Raw genomic sequence first — 16,783 nt, forward strand, 5'->3', positions numbered from 1 at the left:
CCTGTAGTATTGATCCAGCTGGCAATCTTGAGGCTCCGATAATGACGTCAGAATCTTCCAGAGATGAACTGAAAGCAAAACTGAATCTGGAAACTTCCCGCATTCACTGGCACGACCTGCAAACCTACTTTGCCCGAGGCCACGTGGTCCGGGTTGCTTCGGAACTTGATCTGCTGGACGTTGCCACGGAGCTAACCGCCGATAACAAGACCCGGTTCGAGCAGTGGATGGCAGATAGCAAGGTGGGTGAAGTTCCACCGGCCCTGGCCCAGTCCTGGTACGACAACAACACCGAACTCTGGGCCGTGGTGATCGCGCCCTGGGTCCTGGTGCAGGATCGATCCGATCATGCCCTGCACTAACGCCGTGGATTCGCTGTGAAGCTGCATTATTTCCATGGCCGTGAGCCCATCCGGGTGCTGGTTATGGTGCGTGAGCAGCAGCGCCTGGAGTTGTTCATCAAGCCCCTGGCCGAACAGGCCTGGGGCTTGGTGGTCCTGGCCGGGCCTGATCAAGGGCGACCGGAACGCCAGCAGTGCCAGGGGCCCTGGAAAACTCTGGCGCAAGCCGAGTCGGCGTTGCGTCGAACGGCCGGCGCCCTGATGGGTAATGGCTATGAAGCCCGCCCCTCAGATTACGTAGTTTGGTCGGTAACCGCCCAGCGGCTGTCACGATCCATTCGCGCCGATCAGAGTAGCCGGGCCACCACCGAATCGGTCGACCCGGATCAGTTCGAACCTCTCGTCTAATAACGCACTCCCTTTACGCCTTCCCGAGGATTTTATGCTGACCGGCGCATTGTTGATTCTTGCCCCGTTATTTTTGGGCTTTGCTTTGCCACTGAAGAACCGCCAGGCGATGACGGTGATCCACTACTCGGTGGAGGCACTGGTGTATTTTATTCTGGGCTTGCTTGGCCTTGGCCTGGGGCAGATGGAAGGCCTGGCGGACCAGCTAAGTGGTATGGCCGTGCAGGTGCTGGTGCTGGTGGCCGCCCTGTTTGTGGCCAACATGGCCGGGCTGTGGCTGTTCCATCGCTGGCAGCCTATGGCGCCGGCTGAGGGCGAAGCAGGTGGTAGTCCGAGCTACCGGCGGCTGTTTCTGGCGGGTCTGAAACCGATGCTGGCGGTCCTGGCCGGCCTGCTGGCGGGTTATTACCTGCTGCCACCCTTGCCGATGGCTGAAACCATTGCCACCGGCGCGCTGATGCTGCTGTTGTTCTTTATTGGTCTTCAGCTCCGGAATGCCGGATTGTCCTTGCGCAAATTGCTGATGAACCGGCAGGGGTTGGGTATTGCACTGGCGCTGACACTCAGCTCCTTGCTTGCCGGGGTGCTGCTGATCCCGGTATTGGCATTGCCCTGGCACGATGTGCTGGCGCTGGCATCCGGATTTGGCTGGTACTCGCTGTCGGGTATCGTCATCGGTGATGCCCTGGGGCCGGCCTGGGGTGGTGTCGCCTTCCTGAACGATGTTATCCGTGAAATCATCGCCCTGGCCATCATTCCCCTGCTGATCAGCGCCCGGCCGGCCATGGCTATTGGGTATGGCGGTGCCACTGCCATGGACTTCACGCTGCCGGTTATCCGAAGCAGCGGTGGGCTGGCGTGCGTGCCTGTGGCGATTGCCTCCGGCTTTCTGCTGTCGTTCCTTTCACCGGTGCTGATGGGGGTGTTTCTGTCCCTGGGGTAAACCCGGACAGTCGAAGGACCCTCTCAGGCTCTAGGTCATGAACTTGCGGATGTCGATCCGATAGTCGTCCGGGTCGACTGAGCGCACGATGCGATCCTGAGTGCCGGGCTTGGCCAAATCCAGGGTCTCCACCGGAATCGCCATGCGGAAGTTGGTGTGGTACATAACCCGGACCACCGGCAGGCGCTGGTCTTTCTCGTTGGCTTCCACTACGGCGGCCAGGCGGCCACTCTCGAGTAGAACCAGGCTACCGACAGGGTAGAGGCCGATACAACGGATAAATTGTTTGACCATGTTGGAGTCCAGGTGGTCGCCGCTCCACTCCACCAGTTTCTTCAGACCCTGAGACGGTGTCAGCCCTTTGTGGTAGACCCTGTCCGCGGTGATCGCGTCATAGACGTCGGTGATGGCAACCATGCGCCCGTACTCAGAGATCTCATCGCCTTTAAGCCCTTCCGGATAGCCGGTGCCGTCCATGCGCTCATGGTGCTGGGCAGCGGTGATTACGCTCAGCTCCCCGATGCCTTCGGTGCTGGCCAGGATGTCCCGGGAGTGCCGGGCGTGCAGTTTCATGACTTCGAATTCCTCGGCGCTCAGCCGCCCAGGTTTGTTCAGGACTTCATCCGGGGTGAGTATTTTTCCGAGGTCATGCAGTAGTGCGCCCACCACAGTCTGATGCAGAACGTCGGCGGGCAGCGAGCGGTAATTGCCGAACAGCGACATCAGCACGCTGAGGTTGACCGAGTGTTCGAGCAGGTAGTTGTCTTTTTCCCGAATCCGGCCCAGGCAACTCAGGGCGTTGGCATTGCGCAGGACTGAATTTTGAAGTTCGTCGGCAAGCTGATGGATGGGGGCGACATCAACGGCGCCGCCAATCTTCACGTTATTCAGGAAGCTGCCCACCAGTCCCTGAGCCTGGTTGTGGATGCGTTGCGCCACCACCAGTTCTTCTTCCATGGGCACGTGTGCTCTCAGCCCTTGTGTTTGCTCGCCGGCTTTCTGCAAGGCCGCTTCGTTGCGGCGATCTACTTCAGCGGCGGTTTCCGAATCCTGGGTGTCGAGCCCCTTGGACGCATCGATATAAACGAACGTGACCCCCATTCGCCGGATTTTCTCGACCGTTTCCTCTTTTTTGATCACACCTTGCTTGCGCTGGCTGTTGTGAGGAATCCAGTCGTTGTTGAGGTCGGTGATGTACATGCCGACTCTCAGGGCGGATATGGGGATGCGTTTGATCATTGTTCGGGGAAGAACGTCCTCAGACTGTTGTGATAGGTCGTCGCCACCACCTCATCCAGAGGCAACTCCTTGACTTCCGCGATCTTCTCCGCCACGAAGGGCAGGTAGAACGGGGCGTTTTCACGGCCGCGATAGGGTACCGGGGTCAGGAAGGGCGCATCGGTTTCCAGCAGGATCTGTTCGATGGGGGACATCCGCACGATGTCACGCACATTTTCCGCCTTGTTGAAGGTGGTGATGCCGTTAAAGCCCAGGCACCAGCCCTGATCCAGGGCGTACTGTGCCAGACCCGGACCGGAGGTGAAGCTGTGAATCACGCCACGACGGGTCAGCGACTGTTCAAATTCCCGGAGAATCTCGATGGTGTCGTCGTCGGCCTCGCGGCTGTGGATAACCACGGGTCGATCGGTGTCACAGGCGATCTGCAGCTGACGCCGAAACACCTCCCTCTGTATGCTCCGGTCGGCGTTGTCGTAAAAGTAGTCCAGACCGATTTCACCGACGGCGACAATCTTGTTGTCACCGGCATGGGTGCGGATCTCCGCTTCTGTGGCGTCGGAGTACTGCTCAGCCTCATGGGGGTGAATGCCCTGGGTGCCATACAGCCACGGGGTCATGTTGCTGAGCTCCCGGACCCGGGCAAGGTTGTCCGGGGATACCGCAATGGTGATTACTTTTTCGATGTTCACCCGCTGGCTCTGGTCCAGGGTCTCCTCCAGAGGGCGATCCTTGAGGTAATCCAGATGGCAGTGGGTTTCGATGATCGGATGATCAAATACAGGGATCTCGCGACGTTTTTTGCTCATTGCCGAGGGGTTAGCTCCATCGCAGCTACAAGGGGCTGCTACGCTGAGAATTGATTGTATGAATTCTAGCACCTTGTACGATTGTTACCCCAATTAAAGACCATAGGAAATTCCCGGCATGTTGGTTTTCAGCGCGCCTTGATAAATTTCGTGAAAGCTGGAAGCTCAATCATCTCGGTATCCAGTTACCGTGCAATATTCAACACAGGGAGTCGTAGATGCGCATTGTTGTCGTCGGTGGTGGGGTCGTTGGTGTCGCCACGGCGTACGAGTTGAATCGCCGTGGCCACGAGGTGACGGTGCTGGAGCGACACTCGATCGCCGGTAATGAAACCAGCAAGGGTAACGCCGCCCAGCGTTCCTACGGAGTGGTATACCCCTGGGCGGATCCGAAGATGGTACTGAAAGCGGTGCCCTGGCTGCTGAAGCAAGACGGCCCGCTGAAATGGCGGATGCCGCCCTCCGTGGAAGCCATTCGCTTCATGATGTCTACCCTGCGTTACGCCTGGGCGCCCGGATTATTTGGGCTGAACCGCCGCGCCATGCTGCGATTGGGCGTGCACAGCCGCGAACGGTTCGAGACCCTGGAAAACGAGCTTGATCTGACCTTCGATGGTGATCACCGCGGTTTGTTGCACCTGGCCAGCACCCCGGAGGCGCTGGAAGGCTATCGCCAGACCCAGGCGCTGCTGGCGGAATTGGGTATAGCGTCTCGAATGCTGACGCCGGAGCAGGTTCGCGCCGCCGAGCCCGGCATGGTTGGTAATGGGCCCCTGTACGGAGCCCTGAGTTATGACACCGATGGCACCGGCGATTGCCACCAGTTCTCCCAGGCGCTGGCCAGTGAATGCGAGGCGCGGGGTGTCCGTTTTCGCTATAAAGTGGAAGCCCAGAGCCTGGTTGCCAATGACCATGCCGTTGAGGCAATCAACATCACCACCGAGGACGGTGACCGGGAGCTGATTGAGGCGGATGCCTTTGTTATCAGCGCCGGGTGCTGGTCCGATCACCTGGTTCGGCCGCTGGGGTTGGCGCTACCGATTTATCCGGTCAAAGGCTACAGCCTGACGGTGCCGCTGAGTAACCCTGATCATGCGCCGGTCTCGACGGTTCACGATGATAATTACAAGGTGGTGTCCACCCGACTGGGGAATCGCCTGCGGGCCACTGGGTTTGTCGAGCTGGCGGACTTCAATCGGGATATCCCGGAGGCCCGGCTGGCCACCATCTGGAAATCCGTGACCTCGCGTTTTCCCGGCTGTGCTGACCTGGGCGCGGCTGAAACCTGGACCGGCTTTCGCCCGATGACACCAGACGGCCCCGCCATCATTGGCCGTGGCCCGCGGGATAACCTGTTTCTCAATACCGGTCACGGCACCTTTGGCTGGACCCTGTCGGCCGGTAGTGCCGATCTGATTGCCCAGGTGATCGATGGCGAGGCTCCGTCGGTGTGCCTGGATGCCTTCCGCCCCGGTCGCTTCAGCGAGTAGCCGGTCTGCGGCAGGAACTTTTGGTTCAACGAGAGCAAAGGCCAATTGCATGACAGTACCTCCGGCCGCGAGTTTAAACGACCCTCACGAATCGTTTTATAGCCAATGGATAGCGCTTAACGACTGGCTGCGTGAACATCGTGGGTTCTGGCAGCCCGCGCCGTTCATGGAGCCGGCGCCGCCATGGACCAGGCAGTATCCGGGCCTGGCTCGGCTCATCGCTGAGGTCAGTGACGAGCAACGCCAGATTTTGGACGATGCACCAGCTCAGCTGGCGGCCATGGTTGGAGCGCAGGTGCCCTCGCTGGCACGATACGAGCGCCTGACCGCATTGGCCGATCTGAGGCCGCCTGAGTCCGAGGTCAGTCAGGCTACCTTGCCGGAGGTTCGGGCGGTAGATATGCCGGGGCGCAAGCGCGGTCAGTCCGGAGCGTTTGCGGCTGCCATTCGGCCTCTGGAGCAGTCGGTGCTGGACTGGTGCTGTGGCAAGGGCCATCTTGCCCGCACGCTGGCGGCGGTGTGCCAGGAGCCCGTTAATGGCCTGGAATGGAACGCCGAACTGGTGAGAGAAGGCAACCGACTGGCGGTAAAGTACGGCGATGCAGTATTACTGCAGTGTCAGGATGTCCTGGCGGAAGATCTGGTCTTGCCGCCGGGGAGCCACGGTGTCGCCCTGCACGCCTGTGGCGACCTGCACCGACGCCTGATGCGCCGGGGCAGCGAGGCGGGTCTGTCCCGGTTAAGTGTCTCGCCTTGTTGTTATCATCTGACGGATGCTGATAGTTATCGGCCAATGTCGCGTCGGGCGGCCAGCCATGATGGACTCCTGGCTCCGTCCAGAAGTGACTTGCGCCTTGCGGTGCGGGAAACGGTGACCGCGCCGGCCCGGGTACGAGAGCAGACCCGGCTGGTGAGCCAGTGGCGACTGGGCTTTGATAGCCTGCAGCGGGAGTTGCGGGGCATGGATGAGTATCTGGCGGTGCCTTCGCATCCCTCCAAAGTGATCCACGAGGGCTTTGCCGGCTTCTGTCGCTGGGCGGCCAACAAGAAGGCAATAGCGTTGCCGCCGGATATCGACTTCGACGCCTGGGAAGCGCAGGGTGCCCGGCGCTGGCAGCAAGTGCGCCGCCACGAACTGGTTCGCCACCTGTTCCGCCGACCATTGGAACTGTGGATGGTGCTGGACTACGCGCTCTACCTTGAGGAACAGGGCTATCGGGTGCGGCTTGGGGAATTCTGTGACCGGTCACTGACTCCCAGGAATCTGTTACTGGACGCGGTTAGGAAAAGAGTCGAAGCGGACAATTGAAAAGGCGCCCCGGAGGGCGCCTTTTCTGGTTTCGCGTTTGCCTGTTGGATCAGTTACCGCCCCAGTTGGCGTGTGGGTCAGGCGTCATCCGCAGGTAGGATTTTACGGCCTTGTAGCCCTGTGGGAAGCGCTGCTTGATCTCGTCTTCATCCTGCAGCGACGGCACGATGACAACGTCTCCGCCGCGCTCCCAGTTCCCCGGAGTGGCCACCTTGTGGTCTTCGGTCAGTTGCAGTGAATCCACCACCCGCAGTACTTCGTTGAAGTTGCGACCGGTGCTGGCCGGGTAGGTGATGATCAGGCGCACCTTCTTGTTCGGATCAATTACGAACAGGGAACGAACGGTCAGGCTGCTGTCGGCATTTGGATGGATCATGTCGTAGAGTTCCGACACTTTACGATCCTGATCGGCGATGATCGGGAAGTTGACCGAGCAACCCTGAGTCTCGTTGATGTCCTTGATCCACTCCTTGTGAGAGTCGACCGGATCAACGCTCAGTGCGATTGCCTTGACGTTGCGCTTGGCAAATTCGTCCTTGAGTTTGGCCGTCAGGCCGAGCTCCGTGGTGCACACGGGGGTGAAATCCGCCGGGTGTGAAAACAGGATGCCCCAGCTGTCACCGAGCCAGTCATAGAACGAGATCCGGCCTTCACTGGAATCCTGTTCGAAATCCGGTGCGGTATCTCCAAGACGTAAACTCATAAGCTCTTCTCCTTTTCTGCGACGTTCGGCAGGTGCCGTTTGTCCGGCATAGAACCCTGCCGGAATGTTACTTCGCCCTGCCAACAGATGTGGGTTGTGCCAGGGCGAAATACAAGGGCGAGTTACAAGGAATTAGGCATTGCCCGGCGTTTTTTCCTGTTCGAAGTGCTCGCGTGTCAGCTTGAACACCACTGGGCTCAGCAACAGCAGGGCGATCAGGTTGGGCAGTGCCATCATGGCGTTCAGGGTGTCGGCCACCAGCCAGACAAAACCGAGGTTCAGGGTGGCGCCAACGGGAATCGCCAGAATCCAGGCGACCCGGTAAGGCACGATGGCTTTTACGCCGAACAGGAATTCGATGCAGCGCTCACCGTAGAACGACCAGCCAAGGATAGTGGTGAAGGCGAAGACCGCCAGGGCGATTGCCACCAGGTAGTTGCCAACGCCGGGCAGCGCTTCTGCGAAAGCCAGCGAGGTCAGCTCGGCGCCGGACACGCCTGAGGTCCAGACACCGGAGGTGATGATCACAAGTCCGGTGATGGTGCAGATGATGATGGTGTCGATAAAGGTGCCCAGCATGGCCACCATACCCTGGTTGATCGGGTTCTTGGTCTGGGCCGCAGCGTGCGCAATGGGAGCAGAGCCCAGGCCGGCTTCGTTGGAGAAAATGCCTCGGGCCACACCGAACCGGATAGCCGCCCACACAGCCGCACCCGCGAAGCCACCTTCAGCGGCAATGGGGGAGAATGCGTGTTGCACCACCATGGTCAGTGCCGCAGGGATATCGGCGGCGTTGATCGCCAGTACAATCAGGCCGGCGATCAGGTAGGAAATAGCCATCAGCGGAACCAGTGCACTGGCCACGTGACCAATTCGGCGAATACCACCGATCAGGACGGCACCCACCAAAACCATGAGGATGATACCGGTCAGCCAGTGCGGCAGGCCGAAGTTGGCCTCCATCACGTCGGCGACCGAGTTTGCCTGCACGGTATTGCCTATGCCAAAACCAGCAATGGCCGCGAACACGGCAAAGAAGACACCCAGCCAGGCCCACTTTTTGCCCAGGCCATTACGGATGTAGTACATCGGCCCGCCAACATGGTTGCCACGCTCGTCCACCTCGCGGAAGCGCACCGCCAGAACGGCCTCGGAATACTTGGTGGCCATGCCAACAAGGGCCGTCAGCCACATCCAGAACAGTGCGCCGGGGCCACCGAGGAATACGGCGGTGGCTACACCAGCGATGTTACCTGTGCCGACCGTGGCCGACAGGGCGGTCATCAGGGCCTGGAACGGAGGAATCTCGCCCTCTGACTCGGCACCGGTGGCCTTACGGCCCTGCCACATCAACCGGAACCCGGCACCCAGCTTGAAAACTGGCATCAGTTTGAGGCCAAGGCTGAGGAATAGCCCGACACCGAGAATGAGGACCAGCATGGGTGGGCCCCACACCAGCGAATTAAGTTGTCCAACGAAATCAGAGATGGCTTCCATGGGGATCTCCCGAAGTTAGCGATAGTTGCCCTTTATTGTTGCCCTTTTGAGGCGTAACCCTCGGAGTTTAAGCGATAAAATCTCGCTGTAAACTATCTGCCGGGTTTTCTGTTTTCCTTTCCCCGGTCGATTGCCTATGTTTATAGATAGAGGCCTGCATTCTGGCCGGGACAGCTGAAGCCAACGGGAGGAAACCTGCCCATGCGATCACTGAAAGTCTCTGATGTCATGTCGAATCATATTGAGCCTGTCCGCTGTGGCACGCCGCTGACCCGAGTGGTGAAATCCCTGCTGCACAATCATGTCACCGGGCTGCCGGTAGTCGACGATCAGCGCCACGTGCTGGGTTTTGTGTCAGAACAGGATTGCATTCATGCGCTGCTGGTCAGCAGTTACCACTGCGAGGGCGACCCCATCGTCGACGACGTGATGTTCCGTGAGCCGGTTTCGGTTTCTCCGGACATGGCGGTGGTGGATCTGGCGCAAAATCTTGGTGCCGGAAAGCCCAAGGTCTATCCGGTGATTGACCATGGCAAACTGATCGGTATTGTGACGCGTACTGCCATCCTGGCGGAGTTAGCGCGTTCCGGCTGTGGTATTGAGTTGCCAAAGTACGCCAGCGCTGACGACTGAGAATCTCTTTATCTGGTGAGGATGCTATGGAACTTTTATCCACGAACGTTTGTTTCGACGGTGAGCATCGTCGCTATCGTCATCACTCCGCAACCCTGGAGTGTGACATGGAATTCGCCGTGTTCCTGCCACCGGGTGCGGTTACGCAAAATCCGATTAAGGTCCCGGTGCTGTACTGGTTGTCCGGCCTGACCTGCACCGACCAGAACTTCATGCAGAAAGCAGGCGCCTTGAAGCACGCCGCCAAGTTAGGGCTTGCGATCGTTTGCCCGGACACCAGTCCAAGAGGGCTCAATCTGCCGGGCGAGGACGACAGTTACGATTTTGGAACCGGCGCGGGCTTTTACATCAACGCCACGGAGCAACCCTGGGCGCCCCATTACCGGATGTACGATTATGTGGTTAAGGAATTGCCGCAACTGATAGAGGATCAGCTGCCTTTGACTGACCAGCGGTCTGTGAGCGGTCACTCCATGGGAGGCCACGGCGCGCTCATCGCGGCGCTGAAAAACCCGGGTCGATACGCCTCGGTTTCTGCGTTCGCACCCATTGCCAATCCGAGTGAGTGCCCCTGGGGCCAAAAGGCCTTCACCGGCTACCTCGGGGACGATACGAAAGCGTGGGAGCAGTGGGATGCCACCCTGTTAATCCCGACAGCCCGCGAGCGCTTGCCACTGCTGGTGGATCAGGGCACGGCCGATGAGTTTCTGGACAGCCAGTTGAACCCTGACGCGTTGGCGGAAGTCTGCGAAACTTTCCACCACCACATCAATCTGCGTATGCATCGGGGCTATGATCACAGCTATTTCTTCATCGCCTCATTCATCGATGACCATCTGGATCATCACGCCCAGGCCCTCGGCTTACGCTGATCCGATAGGGCGCAGGCCTAGGACCGGAAGCCCCAGATCAGGCTGAAGTCCATTGACGGCATAACTTCGGGCTCTTCCAGAGCCCGAATGTTGTACTCCAGTACGCTGGTGTCCCGCTCAAAAGTTCCATTGTAGCGATTGCCCCGAGGGCCGAAGATGGCCTTGACGAAGGGACCGCGGGCGCGCACCGGGCGGCCGCTGACCACGCCCACTTCATTGTTATCAAGCCGCACCAGAACCCCGGGTGGGTAGTCCCCCAGAACCCTGAGCAGGGCCTTGGGAATGGCTGGCCGAAAGGTGCCGTCGCCCAGCGTGGCGATCAGCCGCCGGGCATCGGTAACGTTCAACCGGGTCCGGTAGGCTCGCTTGGTGATCATTGCAACGTAGCGCTCGCACAACGCCAGGATTTCCGCCTCCGGGCGGATCTCGGTACCACTGAGCCCACGTGGATAGCCATTACCGTCTGCCTGTTCATGATGCTGGGCAATGATGGTGGCGATTAATTGGTTGTCGATGCTGGCTTCCTGCAGCGCCTGTACGCTCCGTTCCGGATGCTTGCTGATGACCTGGCGCTGGTCCGGGCTAAGCAGCTTGTTGGAAGCATTGAGTTGGTCGGCAACAGGGACCAATGCGAGATTGGCGGTCAGCGCGGCAGCTGTGAGTACGCTGGTGCGTTTGTCATCCAGGCCAAACTGGCGGGCGGTGAATTGGCAAAGAATGGCGTAGAACAGAGTTTGTTCAAGTATCGTGGGGCCAATCGAGTACAGGTGCACCAGGGCAAGGCTGGCATCGGGCGCCTCGGTGCAGGTGCGTTCGATCATCCGGGTTAGCCCCATCAACCGTTTCTGGGCCGAGGGATCACCGTCAGTGATGGCGCTCAGGGTCACTTCAAGGGTCTGCAGCAGGTCAGCGTAGTCGGCGAAGGGATTGCGTTGACGCTGGTCCTCAACGATGTCTTCCTGAGGACGCTCAATCTTGCGGGGTTTGAACCGGCCGCGCTCGAACAGTTGCTCCAGCTGATTATCAGTCTGAATCACATAGCCCTGGCGCAGCAGTACGTTGCCGTTGGCATCGTACACGTTCCATGGCAGTGGTCGGCCCAATTCCAGGGCGCCCGGTGCGATTCGGACAAGATTGTTCAATATGTGGAATCCGGTTTACAGGTTTTGATTGTCCAAAGTGTAACTCTGAACGACACCTAAGCTCTATATCCCTTTGATGCGGATTGATTCTTTTACTCAATTTGACAGTAGCAGGCGGGCTGTCGGTGGTAAAAACTGATTACGGGTTCACATTTTGTGACGATGCGTCATGGATTTGTAAAATCTATCTCCGTTAGGAGGATCGAACACCAGCGTTGGGCTATGCTGGCGAACTAAATATAACCTCCTGTGGGTATGTCCCAGATGTTTTACCGCCTTAAAACGGATTTTCGGCTATCGATCATTACCCTGTTGGGTGCCAGTGCGATCCTGGGCATTACGCCCTTTGCCGCGTATCGGTTTTTGCAGGGCAACCTACTGGCGGCCATTGTCGATGTCGTTATCCTGGCGGGTATTGTTGGCAGTGTGGCCTTTGCCTGGGTAACAGGCCGAACCAAGTACAGTGGTCTGTTCCTGGCGGTCATGACTTCTTCCAGCGCCGTGGTTGTTGGCGCGGTGACCGGAGAGCCAGGGTTGTTCTGGTTGTTTCCGTGTCTGGTTACCAGTTTTTTCCTGGCCAGTCCTCGCCTGGCCATCCTCATTAACCTGGGTGCCATTTCGGCCATGATGGCGCAGACCGAGATCTTTCGCTCGCTGGTGCAAATGTGGTCCTTTGCCGCTGGTGCTGTGGTTGTCAGTGCCTGTGCCTATGTCTTCGCTTTCCGTAACGAGTCCCAGCGCGAGCGGCTGGAACACCTGGCCACCATTGATCCGTTGACGGGCGTCCGCAATCGCCGTTCTATGGATCAGGAGCTTGCCTGGGCGATTGCCAACGCCGATCGCAGCGGCGGGGTCTACTCCATCGCGCTGCTGGATATCGATCATTTCAAACAGATCAATGACCGGTATGGCCACGGGGTTGGTGACTCTGTGCTGGTAGAAATGGTGGCATTGATCCAGCAGCATACCCGCCGCACCGACCGTCTGTTCCGCTATGGTGGTGAAGAGTTTGTGCTGTTGTTCCCGGGTACCGGCGACGAGGGCCTGAAAACAGTACTGAACAACCTGCAAACGGTGCTTCGGCGCTATCTGACACACCCGGGCGGGACGGTGACGGTATCGTTTGGCGTGGCCCAGTTGATCGCCGGGGAAGACGTGGACAAGTGGTTGGGCCGAGCCGATGCCGCGCTTTATCGGGCCAAGGAGTCCGGGCGCGATCGCATTATCTATGCTCAATCCGATTGGGCGCATACCGAAAAAGCCGCCAGCCAAGCAGAATGCTCGCTGACGTAAGTCCGCCGGTCAGGCCCACCCAAAAGCCGGCCGCACCCATGGCGGGCCAGAGCACATCCGTGAAGGTCAGCAGATAGCCGAGCGGCAGGCCCACGCCCCAGAATGAAAACAGCATGATGAACATCGGGATGCGGGTATCTTTGTAGCCCCTAAGGGCGCTAATACAGGTAACCTGAATCACGTCGGCAATCTGGAACAGGGCGGCAAACAGCAGCAGCCGGATCGTCACCTGTTGCACCTCGTTTTCGCCGGTGTAGAGTGCGGCGATTCCCTCGGAAAACACCCACAGCAAGACCGCGAACACCAGAGCCGTGCCTGCCGCCAATATCAGTGAACTGCGGGAGATCAGTCGGGCGGTATCCGGTGCCCCGGCCCCCATCAGGAAACTGACCCGCAGAGTTAGCGCCATGCCAATACTCAAGGGCAGCATGAACAACAGCGAAACCACGTTCAACGCAATCTGGTGGCCGGCAACCACCACTGGCCCCAACGGGGCCAGGAACAGGGCAATGACCGAAAACATGCTGGCTTCCACGAAGATGGTGAAGCCAATCGGTACGCCCAGTTTCAGGATGTACACCAGGCCGGCGAGCTCCGGTTTAGCCCAGTCCGCGAGCAGGTGAAACCGGCGGTAGGCGTGGCTGCGGTTGAGGTACACCAGCAGCGCCACGGCGGCGATGCCGTTGGACAGGGAGGTGGCCCAACCGCAGCCAACCCCGCCCATGGCCGGCAGGCCCAGTTTGCCGTAGATAAAAATGTAGTTCAGTGGCAGGTTGATCAGGGTGCTCAGTACCGAAAACGCCATGATCACCCGGGTGTGGCCAAGGCCGTCGGTTAACCCCCGAAGGGCGGTCATCATCAGCATGGCCGGCACACCCCAGGCAAAGGCGTCCAGGTAGCCCTGAGTTATTCCGGCGGTATCGCGCTCCAGGTTAAGCAGGGCAAGCACCGGATGCACGTTCGTTAACAGCAGGATCATGATCACCGAGCCGGCGGCGGCCAAATACAGCCCCTGCCACGTGGCGGGCATAATCTTCTCAAGGGTGCGGGCACCGTTGTAGCCGGAAATGATCGGTTGTAAGGCGCCCAGAAGGCCAATGAAAAACAGGAACAAGGGCATCCACAGGCTGCTGCCGATGCCCACGGCAGCCAGATCCCTGGCGCTGGCGTGACCGGCCATAACAGTATCGATGACACCGTTTGCCATCTGGGCAATCTGGGCGATCAGGATCGGGCCGCCGAGTATTGCCAGGGTGCGCCATTCGATCAGGGTTCGGGTCACCAGTGGCTGGCGCACTTCCGGTAATGGCTGGTGAGTTTCGTCCATGGCTGGGCTGGTCCGGGTTGTCGGGATTTTGGGTGTGCGGGCCAGGCATGGTAACCGATTGGGCGGGGCCCCGGCATCGGTGTTTATGCGCCTTTTCGCCACTGCAACGCCGGCCCAAAAGCGGTAAAGTACGCGCCTTGATTTCAAAGGGTGGCAGTGAAAATGGGTTTACTGGTTTTTGTTACGGTATTGTGGGCTTTCTCGTTCAGTCTGATCGGCGAATTCCTGGCCGGCCAGGTGGATAGCGATTTCGCGGTGCTCAGCCGAGTATTACTGGGTGCTCTGGTATTCCTTCCTTTCACCCGCTGGCGCGGTGTGCCAAGTGGCATGAAACTGGGCATCCTGATGACCGGTATGCTGCAGTTTGGCATCACCTACTTGTGTCTGTATCGCTCCTTCAGTTACCTGAGCGTGCCGGAAGTGCTGCTGTTCACCATCTTCACGCCCCTGTACGTAACCCTGATTGATGACGCCCTGTTCCGGCGCTTCTCACCTGTGGCGCTGGTTGCCGCCGCCGTTGCCACTCTGGGCGCGGGCATCATCCGCTACGATGGCCTGAGTGAGGATTTCATTACCGGTTTCCTGTTGCTGCAGGTGGCCAACTTCACCTTTGCCGCCGGCCAGGTGGGCTATAAGCACATCATGCAGCGCCATCAACTGGCTCTGCCGGCCTATCGCACCTTCGGCTACTTTTTCATCGGCGCGCTGGTGATTGCGCTGCCTTCGTTCCTGATCTTCGGTAATCCGGACCGACTGCCAACTACCTCGCTGCAGTGGGGAATTCTGGTCTGGTTGGGGCTGGCGGCCTCGGGTCTGGGTCTGTTCCTGTGGAATCGCGGCGCCTGCTATGTGGATGCAGGCACCCTGGCGATCATGAACAACGCCCTGGTGCCCGCCGGTTTACTGGTGAATCTGTTGATCTGGAACCGGGATGCGGACCTCACCCGGCTGGCTATCGGTGGTGGCGTGATTGCGCTTTCCCTGTGGGTGAATGCCCGCTTCCATCCCCGGGCGCGGCTGGTCGCAAAAAGCGCAGAGGCGTCGGCGGGCTAAAGTCGGTCAAAAGAATGCCGTTAAAGGGGATGCCAAAGAAGACCCCTGTCTATATCTGATCCCCAAGGAAGAGCAGACCCCTATGCGTAAAAATCTCCCGGTGACCCAGCGTGAAGTCGCCATGCCAAAGGGCAGTCGATTGATCACTACTACCGATCTCAAGGGCGTGATCACGTACTGCAATGACGCGTTTGTGGCCATCAGCGGATTCTCCCGCGAGGAGTTGATCGGCCAGGCTCACAACATCATTCGTCACCCAGATATGCCGAGCTCGGTCTTTCAGGGCATGTGGGAGTATCTCAAAGCCGGGAAGGCCTGGATGGGGATGGTGAAAAACCGGACCAAAAATGGCGATCACTACTGGGTAAGTGCCTATGTAACGCCCATCCGTGAGAATGGCCAGGTGATTGGTTATGAATCCGTTCGGATTGCACCTGGCAGGGATCAGATCGAGCGGGCGATGTCACTGTATTCGCGATTGTCTGCCGATAAACCAATTCTGAGTGCCGGGAACCGGGTTGCGTCGATCGTGAAATCTGGTTGGCCGATGATACTCTCGCTGGTGTTGAGTCTGGTGGCCTTGAGCTTTGAACAGACCTGGCTGGCGGCCTCGATTGTCGTAGTCGGTCATCTTCTGGGATCTGGTTTGTTGCTGAACTCGATCACCGGACGTCTAAATCGCCTTATTGGACTGCGTCCCGATGCCTTCCATGATCCGGTCGTCGCCAGGACCTACAGCAATGAAAGTGGATTGTTTTCGGAGCTTGGCCTGCTGTTGTTGAGTGAGGACGCCCGTATCAGAACGGCGCTCGCACGTATTGAGGATCAGGCCGAGCTGTTGTCTGAACAGGCCCGGGCATCACATGGGTATATCAGCGACGGCGCGTCGGCAATCGCCCGTCAACGTGCCGAAACCGACCAGACAGCCTCTGCCATCAATGAGATGACCGCATCGATTCAGGAGGTCACTGAATCGGTTTCCGTCAACGCACGTGCAGCGGAAGAAGCCAATCGTCTGGCTCTGGTCGGCAGTGATCGCAGCTCCGAGGCGCTGGAGGCGATAGAACAGCTGGTCGGTCGTGTAAATGGCATCGGCAAGAGCATCGGCCAGCTGGGGGAGTCAACAAAAAGTATCGGTGAGGCTGCGAGCCTGATCTCGGAGATTGCAGAGCAAACCAATCTCTTGGCGCTGAATGCGGCCATTGAGGCGGCCCGAGCCGGAGAGCAGGGGCGCGGCTTTGCCGTGGTGGCGGATGAGGTGCGCTCCCTGGCCAGGCGAACTCGGGAGTCCACCGTCCGTATTCAGGATGTCATTGATGATTTCCGGAAACAGGTCGATGTGGCCGTGCAGGCGACGCGGGACGGAGAGGCGGTAGCAGGCAAAGGTTTGACCAAGGTTCAGGAAGCGGAAACGTCCTTGCGAGATATCGTGATCTCCATCCAGACAATCTCCGACAGTTTCATCAGCATGTCGGCGGCTTTCGAGGAACAAAGCCAAGTGTCGGATGAAATTAATCGGCAGGTCACTAATATTGCTGAGTTGGCTGATCATAGTGACGAGCAGGCCGGTTCCGCAAAACAAAGTAGCGATCACCTCAGTGCCATGTCGCGCGGCCTGAAAGACCTGGTCACCCGCTTTATCAGTAAAAACGGGTAATTATCGACTCCTGATGTGATTGGGTTCCTGTCGACCTGATATTCCTTCCCGACCAGCACTGGCATCAAAC

Annotated in this window: 16 protein-coding genes; 10 read left to right on the forward strand and 6 right to left on the reverse strand. The window is 58.8% G+C overall.

From position 1 onward, the window contains the following. Positions 1-41 precede the first annotated feature (41 nt). Genes QUE89_RS01085 through QUE89_RS01095 form a run of 3 tightly spaced genes read left to right on the forward strand, consistent with a single transcriptional unit; the run spans position 42 to position 1,692 of the window. Positions 42-362, forward strand: a complete 321-nt coding sequence (locus QUE89_RS01085; RefSeq protein WP_286221458.1) for a DUF2288 domain-containing protein — start codon at positions 42-44, stop codon at positions 360-362. A 15-nt stretch (positions 363-377) separates the two neighbouring features. Next, positions 378-749 carry a PA4575 family protein gene (locus QUE89_RS01090; RefSeq protein ID WP_286221459.1) on the forward strand — a complete coding sequence of 124 codons (372 nt, stop codon included), beginning with the start codon at positions 378-380 and terminating at the stop codon, positions 747-749. Between the two features lie 34 nt (positions 750-783). Further along, the gene (locus QUE89_RS01095; RefSeq protein WP_286221460.1) at positions 784-1,692 is read left to right on the forward strand and encodes a LysO family transporter; all 909 of its coding nucleotides are present in this window, start codon (positions 784-786) and stop codon (positions 1,690-1,692) included. Between the two features lie 30 nt (positions 1,693-1,722). Here QUE89_RS01095 and QUE89_RS01100 read toward each other — a convergent pair whose 3' ends face one another. Next, positions 1,723-2,931: a cyclic di-GMP phosphodiesterase gene (locus QUE89_RS01100; protein ID WP_286221461.1), complete on the reverse strand. Its 1,209-nt coding sequence runs from the start codon at positions 2,929-2,931 to the stop codon at positions 1,723-1,725. After that, the gene (locus QUE89_RS01105; RefSeq protein WP_286221462.1) at positions 2,928-3,737 is read right to left on the reverse strand and encodes a TatD family hydrolase; all 810 of its coding nucleotides are present in this window, start codon (positions 3,735-3,737) and stop codon (positions 2,928-2,930) included. The genes QUE89_RS01100 and QUE89_RS01105 overlap by 4 nt, the downstream gene beginning before the upstream one ends. A 218-nt stretch (positions 3,738-3,955) precedes the next feature. Here QUE89_RS01105 and QUE89_RS01110 point away from each other — a divergent pair, with 218 nt between their 5' ends. Together QUE89_RS01110 and QUE89_RS01115 are read left to right on the forward strand one after the other, a co-directional pair. Next, the gene (locus QUE89_RS01110) at positions 3,956-5,227 is read left to right on the forward strand and encodes a D-amino acid dehydrogenase (protein ID WP_286221463.1); all 1,272 of its coding nucleotides are present in this window, start codon (positions 3,956-3,958) and stop codon (positions 5,225-5,227) included. 49 nt (positions 5,228-5,276) lie between these two features. Then, a complete protein-coding gene (locus QUE89_RS01115) occupies positions 5,277-6,536 on the forward strand; it encodes a methyltransferase (protein WP_286221464.1) in 1,260 nt (419 codons plus the stop codon). Between the two features lie 49 nt (positions 6,537-6,585). Here QUE89_RS01115 and QUE89_RS01120 read toward each other — a convergent pair whose 3' ends face one another. Beyond that, a complete protein-coding gene (locus tag QUE89_RS01120; protein ID WP_286221465.1) occupies positions 6,586-7,239 on the reverse strand; it encodes a peroxiredoxin in 654 nt (217 codons plus the stop codon). A 132-nt stretch (positions 7,240-7,371) separates the two neighbouring features. Then, positions 7,372-8,736 (reverse strand): alanine/glycine:cation symporter family protein, encoded by a 1,365-nt coding sequence (locus QUE89_RS01125; protein WP_286221466.1) that lies wholly within the window; start codon positions 8,734-8,736, stop codon positions 7,372-7,374. Between the two features lie 201 nt (positions 8,737-8,937). Between QUE89_RS01125 and QUE89_RS01130 the strand changes: the two genes are divergently transcribed. Next, on the forward strand, positions 8,938-9,369 hold the full coding sequence (locus tag QUE89_RS01130; RefSeq protein WP_286221467.1) for a CBS domain-containing protein: 432 nt from the start codon (positions 8,938-8,940) through the stop codon (positions 9,367-9,369). 26 nt (positions 9,370-9,395) lie between these two features. Continuing rightward, positions 9,396-10,241 (forward strand): S-formylglutathione hydrolase, encoded by an 846-nt coding sequence (gene fghA / locus QUE89_RS01135; protein ID WP_286221468.1) that lies wholly within the window; start codon positions 9,396-9,398, stop codon positions 10,239-10,241. 17 nt (positions 10,242-10,258) lie between these two features. Here fghA and QUE89_RS01140 read toward each other — a convergent pair whose 3' ends face one another. Next, on the reverse strand, positions 10,259-11,383 hold the full coding sequence (locus QUE89_RS01140) for an HD-GYP domain-containing protein (RefSeq protein ID WP_286221469.1): 1,125 nt from the start codon (positions 11,381-11,383) through the stop codon (positions 10,259-10,261). 264 nt (positions 11,384-11,647) lie between these two features. Between QUE89_RS01140 and QUE89_RS01145 the strand changes: the two genes are divergently transcribed. Further along, positions 11,648-12,676 carry a GGDEF domain-containing protein gene (locus QUE89_RS01145; RefSeq protein WP_286221470.1) on the forward strand — a complete coding sequence of 343 codons (1,029 nt, stop codon included), beginning with the start codon at positions 11,648-11,650 and terminating at the stop codon, positions 12,674-12,676. Here QUE89_RS01145 and QUE89_RS01150 read toward each other — a convergent pair. Further along, complete coding sequence (locus QUE89_RS01150) at positions 12,606-14,003, reverse strand: MATE family efflux transporter (protein WP_286221471.1); 1,398 nt, start codon at positions 14,001-14,003, stop codon at positions 12,606-12,608. The genes QUE89_RS01145 and QUE89_RS01150 overlap by 71 nt on opposite strands. A gap of 162 nt (positions 14,004-14,165) precedes the next feature. On the opposite strand from QUE89_RS01150, the gene QUE89_RS01155 reads away from it, so the two are divergent. Continuing rightward, positions 14,166-15,056 carry a carboxylate/amino acid/amine transporter gene (locus QUE89_RS01155; protein ID WP_286221472.1) on the forward strand — a complete coding sequence of 297 codons (891 nt, stop codon included), beginning with the start codon at positions 14,166-14,168 and terminating at the stop codon, positions 15,054-15,056. Positions 15,057-15,138: 82 nt separating this feature from the next. Further along, positions 15,139-16,713, forward strand: a complete 1,575-nt coding sequence (locus QUE89_RS01160; protein ID WP_286221473.1) for a methyl-accepting chemotaxis protein — start codon at positions 15,139-15,141, stop codon at positions 16,711-16,713. The last annotated feature ends 70 nt before the right edge of the window (positions 16,714-16,783 follow it).

The organism is Marinobacter sp. LA51, from assembly GCF_030297175.1.
GTDB classification, from domain to species: domain Bacteria; phylum Pseudomonadota; class Gammaproteobacteria; order Pseudomonadales; family Oleiphilaceae; genus Marinobacter; species Marinobacter apostichopi.

Bases quoted from the DNA above. Each gene is read 5' to 3' on its own strand.
- QUE89_RS01155 (WP_286221472.1), top strand. From the start codon at position 14,166: ATGGGTTTACTGGTTTTTGTTACGGTATTGTGGGCTTTCTCGTTCAGT.
- QUE89_RS01130 (WP_286221467.1), top strand. From the start codon at position 8,938: ATGCGATCACTGAAAGTCTCTGATGTCATGTCGAATCATATTGAGCCT.
- QUE89_RS01145 (WP_286221470.1), top strand. From the start codon at position 11,648: ATGTTTTACCGCCTTAAAACGGATTTTCGGCTATCGATCATTACCCTG.
- QUE89_RS01085 (WP_286221458.1), top strand. From the start codon at position 42: ATGACGTCAGAATCTTCCAGAGATGAACTGAAAGCAAAACTGAATCTG.
- QUE89_RS01125 (WP_286221466.1), bottom strand. From the start codon at position 8,736: ATGGAAGCCATCTCTGATTTCGTTGGACAACTTAATTCGCTGGTGTGG.
- fghA (WP_286221468.1), top strand. From the start codon at position 9,396: ATGGAACTTTTATCCACGAACGTTTGTTTCGACGGTGAGCATCGTCGC.
- QUE89_RS01160 (WP_286221473.1), top strand. From the start codon at position 15,139: ATGCGTAAAAATCTCCCGGTGACCCAGCGTGAAGTCGCCATGCCAAAG.
- QUE89_RS01095 (WP_286221460.1), top strand. From the start codon at position 784: ATGCTGACCGGCGCATTGTTGATTCTTGCCCCGTTATTTTTGGGCTTT.
- QUE89_RS01100 (WP_286221461.1), bottom strand. From the start codon at position 2,931: ATGATCAAACGCATCCCCATATCCGCCCTGAGAGTCGGCATGTACATC.
- QUE89_RS01150 (WP_286221471.1), bottom strand. From the start codon at position 14,003: ATGGACGAAACTCACCAGCCATTACCGGAAGTGCGCCAGCCACTGGTG.
- QUE89_RS01105 (WP_286221462.1), bottom strand. From the start codon at position 3,737: ATGAGCAAAAAACGTCGCGAGATCCCTGTATTTGATCATCCGATCATC.
- QUE89_RS01115 (WP_286221464.1), top strand. From the start codon at position 5,277: ATGACAGTACCTCCGGCCGCGAGTTTAAACGACCCTCACGAATCGTTT.
- QUE89_RS01120 (WP_286221465.1), bottom strand. From the start codon at position 7,239: ATGAGTTTACGTCTTGGAGATACCGCACCGGATTTCGAACAGGATTCC.
- QUE89_RS01110 (WP_286221463.1), top strand. From the start codon at position 3,956: ATGCGCATTGTTGTCGTCGGTGGTGGGGTCGTTGGTGTCGCCACGGCG.